We start from the raw sequence: 15,581 nt of genomic DNA, 5'->3' as shown, positions 1-15,581 counted from the left end.
TACGCCGGAGCAAACCCCCGGATCAGGTCGAACCCGTACACCATCTCCATGGACGCAACCCCCGCGCCCCCAGCGGGGTTGGCCCCGGCGGAGTACTCATGGGATGTCCGCTGCCTGTCAGGCGATCACGGACCTCAGCCCACTCTCAGCCTGTCCGGCGATTGAGGACGAGCGCCCTTCAGGCGCGAACGGGGTCCGGGGCGGAGCCCCAGAAGGCCTGGCTTCACCCTTTACTCCAACCCCCGGAGGGTTTCGGGGAGGGGTGGGGCGGGGCGCTCCCGGGGTCTGGGGCGGAGCCCCGGCGCACTCCGCCACCTCCCCCGGCCACGCCGAGCCGCCGGAGCCTGGGCTAGACCTCCCTCACCTCGAACGCGTCCAGCGTCACCTCCGCCACCCCGTCGTCCCCCACCTTCCTCAGGCCGACCCAGGCCACCCCCACCTCCGGCGCGGTGAACTCGTAGGCGAACAGGGCGGGTTCCACGGCCACCGGAAGCGCCACCCGGGTCAGCTCGCGCGGGGCCGGCTCGTCCACCGCCGTGACCCACGCGTACTGCCCCGCCTTCTCGTTCTCGTACCGGAACGACACCCGGTACCGCCGCCCCGGCAGGAAGCGGACCGTATGGTCCACCGTCCGGTAGACCAGCCCCTCGTTCTCGCCCCGCGACTTCAGCGACTCCGTGCCGTCGACCACGTCGTCGACCGCCTTGCCGTTCCAGCCTCGCTGGGTGAACGGCGCGTGCCGCTGCGCGATGTGGGTGCGCGGGTCCGTGGAGCCCCCCGCGTCGCCCTTCACGAAGACGCCCCAGCCGGACGGCACGTTCTGGAAGTCCTCGTAGGCGAGGGTGCCCGGGCGGGCGGTCGGCTCGGAACGCACGACCCTTACGTTGTCGAAGCGGATCCTCGCCGGTCCCTCCTCGGCGCGCAGCGTCAGGGTCACCGGGCCGCCGCCCGGCGGCACCGTGAAGGGGACGGACATGCGCTGGAAGCGGGTGCCGTGCTTGCGGTCGGCGGCCACGTAGTTGCCCGCCGTCGAGGCGTCGGTCCAGTTGGTGGCGGTGATCCCGTCGGCCGTGCGGATGTCGAGTGCCGCCCGGCGCCGCTCCCCCGGCTTCTCGCCCACCTCGACCTGCACGGACGCGGAGTACGTGCCCGGCGCGAGGCGGGCCAGGCGCTGGCTCACCGTGGCCGCGCCCCCTGCGGGCAGGACCAGTTCGTAGTCGCCGAGCGGGCTCAGGACGACCTTGGCCGTGCCCGTCACCTGCCGGCCTTCAAGGGTGCCGGAGTTGAACCCGGGGTCGCGGACGGGGGTGAACTGACCCCAGTTCGCATCCCCTTGGCCTCGTGCCCGCTCCCGGTACACCACGTACGGCTGACCCGCCGCCGCGTCCGCGATGGTGACCTCGCCCGCCCGGACCGGGAGGTCGCCGACGTACACCCGGCCCTGGTCGGTCAACCGGTACAGGGACACCTTGCGCGCACCCGACCAGCCGCGCGGCAGTCGCCAACGGCTCGTGCCGCCGCGCGGGTTGTAGTGATAGAGCTTGGCCGGGTCGGTGGCGTTGCGGGGTTCCCACGGCAGGAGGTAGGTGCCGGCGTCGTACACGAGGCGGCCGTCGGTGGTGATGCGGCGCGTGCCCGTCGCGTCGGAGACCGAGGTGGGGACGGTTCCGGCGAAGGTGATCTCGTGGTCGGTCCAGCGCTCGATGGGATGGGCCTGGAGGTATTTGGCGGGCAGCGATTCCGTCCAGATCAGGTCGTAGAACGTCTTCCAGTCGGTCTTGCCGGTCCAGCCCTCGAAGTTGCCCATGTGGGCGTGGCCGAGCAGGGTGGGCCACTTGTTGGCGAAGACGTCCTTCTGGTGGTGCCGGATGAAGCGGATGAGCTGGGAGTTGATGCCGCGCGAGGTGTCGGGGCCGTAGTCCGTCTCGTTCGCCCAGTGCGACCACAGGGAGGAGCGTTCCAGGCCGTGGCCCCATTCGGAGGCGACGAGCCAGCCCTGGTCGCGCAGGGCGCGCTGGAGGCGGTCGGAGGTCCAGCCGGATTCGCGGAACACGTCGAGGTAGATCGCGTTCAGGCCGCGGTCGGTGTCGCGGCGGAGGTCGGCGAAGCGCTTGACGATGTCGCCGGAGACGAGGTCGCGGCGCTGGTCGATGCGGTAGGACTGGTCGAGCCAGTCCCACTGCCGGTTGGCCTTGTCGACGAGGGTCTCGGAGAAGGCGTTGGCCACGGGGTAGGACTCGGTGGCGTTCACGTGGACGGCGAAGTCGCTGTTCCACTTCTTGCCCTCGCGCACCAGGGAGTTGAGGTCGGCGAGGCCGCCCGCGCGTTTGTTGTAGTTGCCCGCGTAGTCGGGGTGGGCGGAGTCGTGGCCCTCCGACTGGTAGCCCTTGAGCAGGGTGTACTGGCGCAGTCCGTCGGTCGCCAGCGAGATCCGTTTCAGGTTGTCGAGGGTGACCAGGAACGGGTTGGTGGCCTGGGAGGCGAAGTTGAAGGGGATGTGCGCGACGACGCGCAGGTGCTGGTCGTCGGCGCCGAGCGGGGTGACCATGATGTCGCGGAACGCGATGGCGGCGTCCTGCCAGTCGACGACGCCGTCCGCGTTGCGGTCGCCGGTGACGATGACGGTGGCGTACGGGAGGGGCTCGGTGGCACCGGTCGGTGAGGTCGCGGCGCGGTGGGTCCACTGGCCGGGCACGAGCTGCGCCTTGACGTAGCCGTCCCTCTTGAGGGTCTGGCGCCACAGCCGGCCGTTCTCCCAGGTGGCTCCGGGGGTGGCGGCGGGATTGTCGTAGACGGTGTTGGTCTCGACGGCGCCGCCGAGCGCGTGGTGGGCGAGGACCGCGTAGGCGCAGCCGGTGGGTTTGGTGTCGGGGGCGGTGGTGGCGGTGGGGGTGACGAGGGTGTCGCCGCTCTTGGACTTGTCCAACTGGAGCTGGGCGGCGATGAGTTGGGCGCCGGGCTGGTCGCTGCGTACGGAGAGCAGGGCGAGGCCGGGGATCTGGAGGGTGCCGACGCGCAGGGCTGCGGTGTCGTCGATGCGGGTGACCCGCCAGTCGACGCGGCGGCCGGCGGCACGGATCTCCACGGCGATCTCGGTGCCGCCGTCGAAGCCGAGGGTGTAGGCGATGCGGTCCCGGCCGGGGCGTGCGGTCACCTTGGGGGTGTGTGCGGTGCCGTCGATGAGGACGTCGGTGACGGGGTCCTCCTGGCCGTGCAGCACGGCGCCGGTGGCGCGGTCCGTGTACGACACGATGCGCGGGAAGGCGGTGTCGACGCGGACGTCGAGTGCGGCGGAGCGCAGCACCGCCTCCCCCGCCGCGCGTGCTGCGGCGAGCGCCGTCGAGGGGATGCCCAGGGTGGCTCCGGCGCCCGCCAGGGCGGTGGCCGCGACCACTGTCCTCCGCTTCGGCCCGTGCTGTTCGGCGTTCACGCTCGCTCCTTCTCGTGGCGGCTTCCGGTGCGGGCCACGATGTGCCGCACGGTGCGGGTGCGCCCATGGACAAAGAAGCGAGAAGTGTTGGACTAACGGGTTCCGGTGGCGGGTGGGAGTGGGGCCCGCGCTGCCCGGTTGACGTTTACCGGCCGCGGGGACGGCGGGCCGGCGGCCGTAGCGCATGGCAGAAAGGATCTGCCTCTGGTCTATGCCAATGGATGAATCTCCTGTTGCCCGTGACGCCCGCCCGCGCATTGCGGAAACCGCGCTGTCCGAAAAGCGCGCCGGGTTCCGGGATGCCTCTTGCTTCTTTTCGGACAGACTCTCCGGAACTGCTCGGCTACCGAATGTGAGCCCCTACTGTTGTTCCTGCGAAGCGCTGGCCATGATCGAAAGTGAGCGCGCGGTGAGCCGTCGCGCACTTGGCCGAATGGGGCTCGGCCGAACGGTCGTGGAGTTCTTCGCCTTCGGGGAGCAAGAGGGGGGCGGGACGCCGATGGTGCGGGTGAAACGGAACAGTATGGATGCGGGCGTTGCCCGGTGCGCCGCACTGTGGCGCGGAGTTCAGGACCGCCGCACCGACAGGTGCCGCAGAACGGGGACATCGGGCCGGGCCTGCCCCCTCGCAACGAACATCACGCCGAACTTCACAGCACACGTCACGACGGACTTCATGACGTGCTTCACGACGAACAGATGCCGGCGCGGCCTCATTCCACGGAACCCGGACGAGGGCGGCCCCGGCCTCAGGCCATGACGAGTGAGTGAACTTCCGGCCCCGTAAGGGGACATGAGGAATTCACCGGGATGTCGGCAGCCATCTCATTGACACGTGGCGCCCGGCATGGAGCGGCCCGGACCATTCCTTCCTGCGATTGCACCGATCATTCCTTCCCCTCCGCACCATGCCGACAGCGGGCCCGCGCCACCCTGCGGGCCGCTCCGTTCCCAGGGCCACGATCGCGCCTCGACCAGGTGCGCCGGACCCTTTCCCCGGACGTTTCCCGATTGCCTCGACAGCCTCCGGTCATCGTCATGCCCGGATGCGCCACATTCTTCAGAGGAGATCCCGTTGACGGAATACCGGTCGGAGAATCCCTTCGGTGTGCGGCCCGACGGTACGGAGCCGTTCTCCGCCCAGGCGGGGGCCACGTCCTCGCCGCCTCATGCGACAGGAACGCTCGAAAGCGGATTATTACTGGAGGCGTTCGACGCCCAGCTCTTCCGTGAGCAGTCCGAGACGGTCGTCGCCAGGCTGGAGAAACATCTCGCCGACTTCTCGATCAGGGGGCTCGACCTGACCGACCCCGCGATCCTCGTCGACGCGGCCAGGGCCCTGATGACCACGGAACGCGAACAGATCGCGGCGTACGACGAGAACAGGCTCGCCGCGATCGTCGACCTGTACATCAAGACCGGAATCCAGGTGCATTCGCCCGGATACATGGGACGCCAGTTCTCCGGAGTCGTACCGCTGTCCGGGGTCATCGACTTCGTGAGCTCGGTCGTCAACCAGCCGTCCTCGTTCTACGAGGCGGCCCAACTCCCCAATGTGGCCGAGAAGATCATGGCCGAGGAGCTCAACGCCTTCATCGGCTGGGACCCGGGAAGCTTCGCGATGGTGACCACCTCCGGGGGCTCGCTCGCCAACCTCACCGCGCTGCTCTCGGCCCGCAACCGGGCCTTCCCCGGGTACTGGTCCGAGGGCGGTTCGGCCCTGACGGGGCAGCTCAGGCCGGCCATCGCGGTCGGCGACGACGTCCACTACAGCGTGGCGCGGGCGGCCGGGGTGCTGGGCATCGGCGACGCCCAGCTCGTGCGGCTCCCGCTGAACGAGCGGCACCAGATCTGTGTGGAGCGGGCGCGTCCGGTCCTGGACGCGGCCGAGCGGCGCGGCCTGAAGGTGTTCTGTCTGGTGGCCTCGGCCGGCACCACGCCGGTCGGCGCCTTCGACCCGCTGGACGAACTCGCGGGCCTGGCCCGCGAGCGCGATCTGTGGCTGCACGTCGACGGCGCGCACGGCGCGAGCCTGCTGGTGTCGGACGAACTGCGGCACAAACTGCGGGGAATCGAGAAGGTGGATTCCCTGACGTGGGACGCGCACAAAATGATGTTCACGCCCGCGCCGTGCACGCTGCTTTTCTACCGGAACAGGGAGAACAGCCTCGGCGCGTTCCGCCAGCAGGCGAGTTACGTGTTCGACGCGGAGCCGGACATCTACACGGCTCTCGACAGCGGCGAGAAGAACTTCGAATGCACCAAGCGCCCGATGATCATGCCGCTGTGGACGCTGTGGGCGGTCCACGGACGGGCTCTTTTCGCCCAGAAGATCGAGTACCTGTGCCGTCTGGCGGGCGACGTCCACCGAATACTGGAGGGTGAGCCGGACTTCGAGACGCTGCACCACCCGGAGGCCAATATTCTCTGCTTCCGCTATCGCCCGCCGGGGCTGCGGGACGAGGACGTGCACGACTTCCAGGTGGAGATCAGGAACCGGATCAAATTCGAGGGCAACTTCTTCATCTCCAAGGTGAACGTGGCGGAAGTCGCCGCTCTGCGCGTGGTCATGATGAACCATCAGGTCACGTCGGAGCACTTCCGCATGCTGCTCGGCGAGATCCGGCGGGCCGGACAGGATCTGCTCCGCCGGACGCACCACTCCCGGTAAGGACCACCAACGAAAAGGGGTTGTCCATGAGTTCAGTGCACGAGCCGAAGGACCGGGTGGCACCCGGGGACGCCGGAGAACTGGCGGGCTGGCTCATACCGGACTGGGAGGTGAAACCGGATTCCGTCTCCGTCGTGCCGCATCTCGCCTCGTTCGCCGGCAAGATCCGCGAATGCGAACGGGTCTGCCAGAGCCCGTACAGCGAGACAGCACATGACATCCAGGACGCGTTGACGCTGCGCCGGCTTCAGCAGATGGTCAACACGACGATGCTGAATCCGCTGTGGCGGGACCGGCTCACCGAGGCCGGGGTCACCGGCGCTCCGGCCACCTTCGAGGAATGGCAGCGCATTCCGCTGTCCGACAAGGACACCCAGCGCGACTTCTTCATGGGCGACCGGCCCGGCATGGTCGTTCCGATCGGACACGGCGGATTCGAAATAGTGGCCAGCGGCGGCACCAGCGGCGGCCGCCCGCTCGAAATCGTGTACTCGCTGCGCGAGTTGCGGGACACGTACGAGATCGCCGGCCATTTCATGGGCACCTATCAGCTCGCCGCATATCTGCGGGGCGCCGACCCCAAGTGGCTGTACACCACGCTGGCCGACTACCAGATGTGGAGCAGCGGCACCATGGTGGGCGGTGTTCTGCAGAACGTGCCGGGCGTCAACTACATCGGGGCGGGACCGGTCACCGCCGGGGTCCTTGAGCACATGTTCTCCTACCCGGGGCCCAAGGCCCTGATGGGTATCACCGCGGGCATCGCGATCCTGGCCGAGCTCGGTGCGGGCATGAGCCGCGAGGCCCGGGACAGCTTCCGGGTCGCCCTGTACGGCAGTGGGGTGCTCGCCCAGCGCAAGCGGGCCGAGCTCCAGGCGATCTACCCGAACCTGGCGATCCTCAGCTACTTCGCGGCGACCCAGGCCGAGACCATCGGGCTCCAACTGCGCACCGAATCACCGTACTTGGCGTCCGTGCCCGGCCTTCACCTGGTCGAGATCGTGGACGAGCAAGGGCGCTGGGTCGGCGACGGAGAAGAGGGCGAGCTGGTCGTGACGCGGCTGCACGCCCACGAGGCGCCGCTGCTCCGGCTCAAGCTGGGCGACCGGATGATCCGCCGGCCCCGCCTGGACGGGCCGGGCCTGAAGACCCAGCAGTTCGAGTTCGCGGGGCGCACCGGCGACATCCTGCACCTGGCCGACAGCCAGTACTCGGCGGCCCGCGCCTATGACGCGCTGCGCGAGGAGCTGCGGACGGCCACCGCGGTGGACCTGGACGAGGTGGCGCACGAGGTGCAGTTCGTCAACCACCGCGAGGGGCGCACGATCACGCTGGTCGCCTCGGTGGACGACGTACCGGCCCTGACCTACCGCATGGACACCACGCTCGGCCCGTACGGGCTGCAGAGCGTGTTCGTCAACGCGGTGCCGCGCGCCCTGTCGCTGTTCAACCAGGGCGAGGCGAACCCGTTGTCGATCGAGAAGACCGGCTACCGGTTCCAGCTGAAGTTCGTCCCCAAGGCGTCGCCGGAGATCGAGCGGACGGCGGTGGGCAAGGTGCCGCTCGTGCGGGACCGGGGTTAGGGCAGTCAGGCACAACTCCCCTACAGCAGAACAGGAGTGAGGATGAACCCGAAGGTCAACATCGTCGTGGTCGTGGACGTCATCGGGGCGCTCTCGGACGGCACCCTGCGCAACGGGAACCTCTGCATGATCGACGACGGTTCGCTGGCGAGCACCGGGCAGGGCACCCCCGAGCTGGTCACGGTCGTCAAGCCCGGACAGGTCGTCACCTGGTCCGCGCTGGCCGTGGACCTCCAGACCCCGGTCGAGATCAAGAGCATCACCTTCCTCGGCCCGGACGCCGACGGCGGGCACGAGGCCGAGCAGGCGCCCCCCGCCGCGCCCGGCCCCGTGCAAGAGAGCCGGAACGGGGAGCGGCACAACCCCGAGCTGGACGTGTGGAGCGGGGTCGTGCCCTATCTGGCGCCGGGGGTCGCCCACCCGTACCGCCTCGAAGTGCAGATGTACGAGGGCGAGTACAGCACCCTGCACATCGAGTCGCCCGCGCTGATGTGCCTGTAGCCGGAAGCCCGACGAGCAGAACCCCCGACGAGAGATGAGGAAGGTGGGCTCATGCCCCAGCAGCTAGCGGTCATCGTGCTCGTGGACGTCGGCAACGCGCTGGAGTCCCGGACGCTGCACGGCAACACGTACCTGTTCGACAACATGAAGCTGCAGGGATCGGAGAACCAGGGCACCGGAGACCTGGTGACCGCGATCAACGGCTCGTACTGGCAGGACGGTTCGCAGGCGAGCGAGCAGGTTCTCAACTGGCTTCCCTACAGCCTGGGTTCGATCCCGCCGACGGTGCCGCGCGGCTACGAGGCCGAGCGGGCGAGGCAGACGGACGAGCAGGCGCTCGCCGAGCTGGAGGACCTGGCCGTGAAGTCGAGTGCGGCCGGGGTGGACGCGGCGGCCGAGCTGAACCGGATCCGGCAGGGCGCGGGCCGCCGCGTGAAGACGACCCGGCGCACCCGGGGCCGTCTGTCGGGCCAGAAGGTCCTGGATGTGACGGGCAAGGTGGTGTCCAACGGCGATACCCAGGCGCACAGTTACCCCGCTCCGGTGATCACCGACATCTACGGGCAGGCCGTCGACGAGAAGGTCATCTATCCCGCGGAGTACGGCTCGCCGGACCTGGTGACCGACGGCTGGTACTGGTCGGCGACGGTCGACACGTCGCGTCCTGGCACCTACGCGTACACGATGCGGATCCAGTTGCACCGGCTGGTGCAGCAGGGCGGCGAGTCGCTGTGGGAGCCGGTGAACCTGACGTGCGAGTCGCGGATCAGGGTCATCACCGAACCCAAGCGGAACGCCTTCACCAAGGCGGGGCTCGGTCTGCTGCCGATCCCGCCCCGCCCGTTCTCATAGCGCCCCCTGCGCGCAGGACCCCTGACCCAGCCAGAACGAGGAGGAGCAGATGACCACGAAACCGAGGCTGCGGGAGACCGGGGCCGCCGCCAAGCGGCCGATCTCGATCACCGCCGTGGTGGACTGCGTGGGGGCGCTCGCCTCCCACAGCGTGCACGGCCACCTGTATCTGTACGACACCAACAAGGCGGGCGGCTCCACCGGGTTCGGCACCGAGGAGCTGCGGACGAAGGTGAGGCGCGGCGACCAGCTGCTGTGGAACGTGCTCGCGCTGGAGTGCGAGGCGTTCGTCAGCATCGACGACATCGTGATCGACAGGGACGTCATCGAGCCGGAGCGGAAGATCTATCCCGGCACCGATGTCGCGTACTGGATCGGGACGGTGAAGAAGGACGACGTGCAGTCCGTGCCGTACCAGATCAAGTTCAAGGTGGGCACGAGGACCGAGCCCATCACGACCACTGTGTCGCCGGCCCTGTTCGGCTGACCGGCGTGCCCGAAGGAGGAGCGTTGAGTACGAGTACGCGCACCAGCGAGGTGGAGAAGCAGAACCCCGGTCAGCTGAACTCCGTACAGCTCAATGTCGTGACGCTCGTGAACATGGGGCGGGCGGCGGCGACGGGTTCGCTGAAGGACTCCATGTACATGATGGACAACAGCGTGGGCGGCACCGGGCAGGGCACCCACCAGCTGGAGACGGTCTGCAAGCAGGGCCAGGTCCTGAACTGGATCATCCGGCCCGTCGACATGGAGAAGCGGCCCGACGGCACCTGGCCGCCGATGCCGAAGATCAGCAGCCTGGTCTTCCTCGACACCGAGCGGGGTGACGAGGAGGACGTCATCGAGCGGAAGATCTGTACGGAGCTGAAGATCTACGGGATGCCGGACCGCATGCGCGACCCGTTCACGCCGGTCTACTACTACTGGGCGGGCACGATCCTGAGCACCACGCGGTCGGGTGTGTACCGCTATCGCCTGGTGGTGGAGCTGGAGCAGGACGGCAAGAAGGAGAAGCTGTACCTGAACACCGTGGAGCACCCCTCGATCCGGGTCCTCGCGGTCTGACAGAGCCGCCCCGGCCGCCTCCGCATCGGTGGCCGGGGCCGGGGCGCGCCCGTCGGCGGATCCGGCGGGCGCGCCCTACTCCTCGTCGAGGGGCAGGACCGCGGTGACCTGCCAGCCGCCTTCGGGGGTGGGGCCCGCGGCGAGTTCGCCGCCCATCGCGGTGACCCGTTCGGTGAGGCCTGCCAGTCCGAAGCCGCCGCCGCGGGCCTGTTCGGCGAGGGTGGCCGCGCTCGACCCGTCGTCGGCGACGCGCACTTCGAGTCCGCTGCCGGTGGTGCGGATGCCGATGCGTACGGCCGTGGCGTCCGCCGCGTGTTTGCGGACGTTGGTCAGGGATTCGCGCACCACCCGGTGCGCGAGGGCCGCGGCGTCGCCGGGCAGGCTTTCCTCCAGGCCGGTCTCGATGTACAGGACGGCCGGGGGTCCGGCGCGGGAGAAGCGGGCGGCGAGCTCACGGACCTGGGCGAGGCCGGCCACCGGCTCGGTCTCCGCCTCGCCCTCGCGCAGCACGCGCACCAGGCGCCGCATCGCGCCGAGCGCCTCGCCGCCCGCCTCCTCGATGCGGGCGAAGGACTCGGCGGCGCGTTCGCCGGAGACTGCGGTGAAGCGGGCGGCCTGTGCCTGGACGACGATGCCGGTGACGTGGTGGGCGACCAAGTCGTGGAGTTCGCGGGCGAGTTCGATGCGCTCGGCGGTGCGTACGGCTTCGAGGTCGCGGACGCGCTGGCCCGACTGGGCGCGCAGGAGCAGCGAGTACGCGCTGACCACGACGGCGAGCACGGCGAACAGCAGGGTGAAGCGGCCTGGCTGGGCGTCGCGTACCGGCGCCGCCGTGCAGCCGAGGCCGAGCACGGGGCCGAGGACGGCGGCGGTGCGGGCGGGGGCGTACAGCAGGACCGAGGACAGCAGCACCAGGAGGGCGATGGCCTCGCCCATGCCCCAGACGATCTCGGGGCGGCCGGTGAAGAGCAGGGCGGTCGCGGTCCAGCTGACGGCGGCCGCGGTCCAGGCGCGCGGGACGAGCGGGATCCTCCTCCAGGGCACCGCGCAGAAGCACACCACGATCCCGGCGCTCCACACGATGGCGTGCGGCCGGGTGGGCTGGCGGGCCAGGGCCACGCCTTCGTAGGTGACGAGGGCGACGAGGACGGCGGCGAGCAGGGGCCGGGCGGCGGCCGCGGCGCGCGGATGATGGCCGAGCCAGCGGCGTACGGGGCTCACGGGCCGGTCACGCGGCGCTCGTGGCGAGTCCGCTCTCCCAGGCCCAGGCGGCGATCTCGACACGGTTGCGGGCGCCGAGTTTGCCCTGGACGTTGGCGAGGTGGGTCTTCACGGTGGACAGGGAGACGTACAGTTCGCGCGCGATCTCGGCGTTGGTGGCGCCGCGGGCCAGGCAGCGTACGACGTCGCGTTCGCGTTCGGTGAGCGGCTCGACCGGTTTGCGGACGCCGTCGGCGGGACGGGCGGAGGCGAGTTCCTTCAGGAGCCGCACGGTGATCGCGGGCGAGACGAGGGAGTCCCCGGCGGCCGCGGCGCGCACCGCTTCGACGAGCATTTCGGGGCTGGCGTCCTTGAGGAGGAAGCCGCTGGCGCCGCCGTGCAGCGCCGCGTGGACGTATTCGTCGAGGTCGAAGGTGGTGCAGATGACGATGCGGGGGCGGTCGCGGCCGGCCAGGCGGCGGGTGACTTCGAGGCCGTCGAGGCCGGGCATCCGGATGTCGAGGAGCAGCACGTCCGGCTGGAGGCGCTCGACGGCTTCGAGGGCGGCGTGCCCGTCGACGACGTCGGCGAGGACCTCGATGTCGGCCCTGCTCTCCAGGATCATCCGGAAGCCGGTACGGACCATTTCCTGGTCGTCCGCGATGACCACTGTGATCGACATGCCCCTATATGACCAGGTTCGGCCGGACGCCCGCAAATTCGGGGCGCCCGGCCGGGCCGGGGTCACGGGCGCCGCGGCGCTACAGGTTCGAGGCGGCCTGTGCGATCGCGGCGGCGAAGGTCGAGACCTCGGAGTACACACCGGGGTAGCCGGGCTCGGCACAGCCGTTGCCCCAGCTGACTATGCCGACCTGGATCCAGGCGCCCGCGTCGTCCATGCGGAACATGGGGCCGCCGGAGTCGCCCTGGCAGGTGTCGACGCCGCCCTGGTCGAGGTAGCCGGCGCAGATCTCGTCACCGGGTACGAGGTCGTCGCCGTATGCCTTCTTGCAGTCGGCGTCGTTGACGAAGGGGACGGTCGCCTTGTTGAGGTAGCGCTGCTGACCGCCGCCTTCGCGGGTCGCGCCCCAGCCGGCGATGGTGAAGGTGCCGCTGTTGTACGCGGTGGTGGTGGCGATCTTGAGGGTGGGCTGGTTGATGGGCTTGGCCAGCTTGATCAGCGCCCAGTCCTTGCCCTTGCCGTTGTAGCCGGGGGCTTGCAGGACCTTGGTGGACTTCACCTTGATCGCGCTTGAACTCTGCAGGTCGACGACGCCGCCGGTGGCGGTGATGGAGGTGTTGGCGCCGCTGCCGTCGACGCAGTGGGCGGCGGTGAGCACGATCTGCTGGGTGTAGAGGGCGCCGCCGCAGCCCATGGAGAGCCGCACCATGAACGGGAACTCGCCCTGGGCGGCCCGCTTCCCGCCGACGACGGGCGTGGGCGAGGCGGGCGCGGTGGGCGAGGCGAAGGCGTCGGTGGCGGGCAGGCTGAACGCGGCGGCGAGGACGGCCGTGACGGCCAGACATCTGCGCAGGGCTCGCATGATTCTCTTCAACTGACTGCCTCTCGTGGGGGGTTGGCTGTCACACGCACGGACGGGCCGACCATTCTGTCATGGGCGCGTCAATACGTTGCGGGGATTATGGAGCCGGTCCCCCCTCCCCCCACAAGGCCCACTTTCCGGCCAGCGTGCGGACGGGACCGCCGCCGCGCGGCGCCCGTACAGTGGAATCCGGTCCGCGGTTCGGAACGGGGGTGGCAGGGTGGGCACGTCGAGCCCGGTCGTGCACGGGTATCCGCACCTCGCCACGGTGCGCGCGGCCATCACGGCGCTGCACAAGCGACTGTCCCCGGAGGGGCTGCGGGGGTACGCGACGAGCGTGCTGCCCGCCGACGTCGCCTTCGCCGACCACGACGACCTGCATCTGGGGGCCCAGCGGGTGGCCCGCGCGCTGGTCCAGCACCTGCACCTGCCCGATGCCCGGATGATCGTGGGCTTCCGCGAGATGCAGCACGCGGCGAGCGTCGAACTGGCGGCGGGGCCCGAGTACTTCATCGAGCTGAACGACCGGTTCCGCAGCCACCGCCGGGACATCGGGGCGGCGCTCGCGCACGAGATCACCCACGTGCTGCTCCACCGCCTGGACCTGACGTTCCCCGGCACCCGCGACAACGAGATCCTCACGGACACGGCGACGACCTACCTGGGTGCGGGGTGGCTGCTCCTCGACGCGTTCCGCGAGGACGGGGTGTCCAGCCAGAAGCTGGGCTATCTGACGCCGGAGGAGTTCGGTTACGTCCTGGCCAAGCGGGCGTCGCTGTTCGGCGAGGACCCCTCGCCCTGGTTCACCAGCCCGCAGGCGTACCCCGCCTACACGGCGGGCGCGGCGCAGGCCCGCCGGGACGGGCAGCAGCCTCCGCTCGTCGCGGCGGGCTGGACGGGGCGGCGCCGCTACGCGAAGGACCGCCGGTACGCCGCCGAGCACGGGGGCACCTGGGCAGAGCCGGGCTCCCCCTACACCTTCGAACCCGGCCCGGACGGGCTGAGGGTGCGCTTCGCCTGCCCGAGGTGCTGCCAGCGGATCCGGGTGGGGGTGCGGGGGCGGGTGCGGGCGCGGTGCGGGTTGTGCGGGGCGGTACTGGACTGCGACACGTAGCGCTCCGCGGGGGTGGGCGACTTCGCATGCGGGCCCGCCCGAGGTTTGCGCAGTTCCCCGCGCCCCTTTTCGCTTCGGCCGCGGCTCGCCGTGGGCTGGTCGCGCAGTTCCCCGCGCCCCTGGCGGCGTCATTGCTGGCCGGCACCGGCATCTTCAGCCTGTCCGGCGGTTGAGGACGAGCGCCCTTCAGGCGCGAACGGGGTCTGGGGCAGAGCCCCAGGAGTCCAGCTCAGCCCCTTTCCAGCCCCCGGCGGGTTTCGGGAAGGGGCGGGGTGGGGCGCCCCGGGGTCTGGGGCGGAGCCCCAGGGGGTGCCAGGGCGTGGCCGAAACGCGGTGACCGGATCCGACCGGCAAACGCATCGCGCACGTCGCCCCGCGTTCACCACCGGGACACCCACCACCCTCGTAATGGAGTTGTCTGTACAACAGTTGTCCGTACAACTTGGAGCTACCGTGATCGCCCCCCGCATACGCACCGCAGGCCTCGCCGTGACCCTGGCCGCCTCCGCGTTCGCCCTCGCCGCCTGCGGCGCCAAGTCCGACGCCTCGACCAGCGCGGCCGACGGCGGCAAGGGCGGCAAGAGCCCCGCGGCCGCCACCTCCGCGAAGGACGCGGGCGGCATGGACGCGCTGATCGCCGCCGCGAAGAAGGAGGGCACGCTCAACGCGATCGCCATCCCGCGCGACTGGGCGAACTACGGCGCGCTCATCGACGGCTTCACCAAGAAGTACGGCATCAAGGTGTCGGTCGAGAACCCGGACGGCACCAGCGCGGACGAGATCAACGCCGTCAAGACCCGCAAGGGCCAGGACCGCGCCCCCGACGTCCTCGACCTCGGCGCCTCCTTCGCGCAGTCCGCGGGCGACCAGGGCCTGACCGCCCCGTACAAGGTCGAGGGCTTCGACAAGATCCCCGCGGCGCAGAAGGACGCGCAGGGCCGCTGGTTCAACGACTACGGCGGCTACGTCTCGATCGGCTGCGACGCGGGGCGCGTCAAGGTGTGCCCGCAGACGTTCGCCGATCTGCTCAAGCCCGAGTACAAGGGCCAGGTCGCCCTCAACGGCAACCCCACCAAGTCGGGTTCGGCCTTCGCCGGGGTGTACGCGGCCTCCCTCGCCAACGGCGGCTCGCTCGACAACATCCAGCCCGGCCTGGACTTCTTCGCCAAGCTGAAGAAGGCCGGCAACTACAACCCGGTGGAGTCGACCCCGGCCACCGTCGAGAAGGGCGAGACGCCCATCTCCATCGACTGGGACTACCTGAACGCCGGCTACGCCGACCAGTTCAAGGGCAAGGGCCTCGACTGGAAGACCGCGGTCCCCACCGACGGCGTCTATGCCCAGTACTACTCGCAGGCCGTCAACAAGGACGCCCCGCACCCGGCCGCCGCCCGCCTGTGGCAGGAGTACCTGTACTCCACCGAGGGCCAGAACCTGTGGCTGAAGGGGTACGCCCGACCGGTGCTCATGCCCGCCATGGACAAGGACGGCACGCTCGACAAGGCCGCCGCCGCCAAGCTCCCGCAGGTCTCCGGCACGCCCACCTTCCCCACCGAGGCGCAGAACACCCGGGCGAAGACGGTCCTCGCGGGCGGCTGGGCCAAGGCGATCTCGGGCTGAT

At 70.0% G+C, this 15,581-nt stretch carries 12 protein-coding genes; 8 read left to right on the top strand and 4 right to left on the bottom strand.

All coding sequences use genetic code 11. From position 1 onward, the window contains the following. Nucleotides 1–349 precede the first annotated feature (349 nt). Complete coding sequence (locus tag ABD346_RS35215; protein ID WP_344380389.1) at nt 350–3,430, bottom strand: endo-alpha-N-acetylgalactosaminidase family protein; 3,081 nt, start codon at nt 3,428–3,430, stop codon at nt 350–352. A gap of 1,075 nt (nt 3,431–4,505) precedes the next feature. On the opposite strand from ABD346_RS35215, the gene ABD346_RS35210 reads away from it, so the two are divergent. From ABD346_RS35210 to ABD346_RS35185, 6 genes are read left to right on the top strand one after another with little or no spacing between them, the layout of a single operon-like run. Then, on the top strand, nt 4,506–6,101 hold the full coding sequence (locus ABD346_RS35210; RefSeq protein WP_344380388.1) for a pyridoxal phosphate-dependent decarboxylase family protein: 1,596 nt from the start codon (nt 4,506–4,508) through the stop codon (nt 6,099–6,101). A gap of 26 nt (nt 6,102–6,127) precedes the next feature. After that, on the top strand, nt 6,128–7,684 hold the full coding sequence (locus ABD346_RS35205) for a phenylacetate--CoA ligase family protein (RefSeq protein WP_344380387.1): 1,557 nt from the start codon (nt 6,128–6,130) through the stop codon (nt 7,682–7,684). Between the two features lie 42 nt (nt 7,685–7,726). Further along, nucleotides 7,727–8,185 carry a hypothetical protein gene (locus ABD346_RS35200; RefSeq protein WP_344380386.1) on the top strand — a complete coding sequence of 153 codons (459 nt, stop codon included), beginning with the start codon at nt 7,727–7,729 and terminating at the stop codon, nt 8,183–8,185. Between the two features lie 51 nt (nt 8,186–8,236). Then, nucleotides 8,237–9,037, top strand: coding sequence for a hypothetical protein (locus ABD346_RS35195; protein WP_344380385.1), 801 nt, complete (start codon nt 8,237–8,239; stop codon nt 9,035–9,037). Nucleotides 9,038–9,086: 49 nt separating this feature from the next. Then, nucleotides 9,087–9,524, top strand: coding sequence for a hypothetical protein (locus ABD346_RS35190; protein ID WP_344380384.1), 438 nt, complete (start codon nt 9,087–9,089; stop codon nt 9,522–9,524). A gap of 23 nt (nt 9,525–9,547) precedes the next feature. Then, a complete protein-coding gene (locus ABD346_RS35185; RefSeq protein WP_344380383.1) occupies nt 9,548–10,102 on the top strand; it encodes a hypothetical protein in 555 nt (184 codons plus the stop codon). A 75-nt stretch (nt 10,103–10,177) separates the two neighbouring features. Here the strand turns inward: ABD346_RS35185 and ABD346_RS35180 are convergent, their stop codons facing one another. The 3 genes from ABD346_RS35180 to ABD346_RS35170 form a co-directional block, all read right to left on the bottom strand. After that, complete coding sequence (locus ABD346_RS35180; RefSeq protein ID WP_344380382.1) at nt 10,178–11,323, bottom strand: sensor histidine kinase; 1,146 nt, start codon at nt 11,321–11,323, stop codon at nt 10,178–10,180. A 7-nt stretch (nt 11,324–11,330) separates the two neighbouring features. Then, entirely contained in the window at nt 11,331–11,984 is a 654-nt protein-coding gene (locus ABD346_RS35175; RefSeq protein ID WP_344380381.1) for a response regulator, read from the bottom strand. A gap of 79 nt (nt 11,985–12,063) precedes the next feature. Then, nucleotides 12,064–12,858: a S1 family peptidase gene (locus ABD346_RS35170; RefSeq protein WP_344380380.1), complete on the bottom strand. Its 795-nt coding sequence runs from the start codon at nt 12,856–12,858 to the stop codon at nt 12,064–12,066. A 208-nt stretch (nt 12,859–13,066) separates the two neighbouring features. Between ABD346_RS35170 and ABD346_RS35165 the strand changes: the two genes are divergently transcribed. Together ABD346_RS35165 and ABD346_RS35160 are read left to right on the top strand one after the other, a co-directional pair. Beyond that, nucleotides 13,067–13,960 (top strand): hypothetical protein, encoded by an 894-nt coding sequence (locus tag ABD346_RS35165; protein ID WP_344380379.1) that lies wholly within the window; start codon nt 13,067–13,069, stop codon nt 13,958–13,960. 408 nt (nt 13,961–14,368) lie between these two features. Then, nucleotides 14,369–15,580, top strand: coding sequence for an ABC transporter substrate-binding protein (locus ABD346_RS35160; RefSeq protein ID WP_381229599.1), 1,212 nt, complete (start codon nt 14,369–14,371; stop codon nt 15,578–15,580). Nucleotide 15,581 lies beyond the last annotated feature (1 nt).

Origin of the sequence: Streptomyces mauvecolor, from assembly GCF_039532965.1 — a bacterium.
Taxonomy (GTDB): Bacteria; Actinomycetota; Actinomycetes; order Streptomycetales; family Streptomycetaceae; genus Streptomyces; species Streptomyces violascens.
Note: the sequence above shows the minus strand (reverse complement) of the source record. Positions and strands in the feature narration are given on the sequence as shown.